We start from the raw sequence: 227 nt of genomic DNA, 5'->3' as shown, positions 1-227 counted from the left end.
GGATCGGCGGCGATGGGGCGAGCCGCATGCTGCAGCCACAGCACCGGTTCGGTCGCGCCGTAGCCGATCGAGCCGTCGTCGCTGTACAGCCGCTTGTAGCCGAGCGCGCCGAGCGTGCTGTCGTACGACGCGCGGCTGCGGTCGTTGTGGATAACACCGAAGGAAAGTCGATCGATCATCTGTGTCTCCTTGATCCGAAGGGGGCAGTGCAGTCAATCCGTTCATAA

1 pseudogene is annotated in these 227 nt (G+C 63.4%); it reads right to left on the bottom strand.

Going from position 1 to position 227, the window contains the following annotated elements:
- Positions 1-179 (bottom strand): annotated as a pseudogene (locus HWX87_RS38375) (VOC family protein); the annotation flags it as partial.
- Between the last annotated feature and the right edge of the window lie 48 nt (positions 180-227).

This window comes from Burkholderia sp. BCC1644 (genome assembly GCF_902833225.1).
Lineage (GTDB): Bacteria > Pseudomonadota > Gammaproteobacteria > Burkholderiales > Burkholderiaceae > Burkholderia.
Note: the sequence above shows the minus strand (reverse complement) of the source record. Positions and strands in the feature narration are given on the sequence as shown.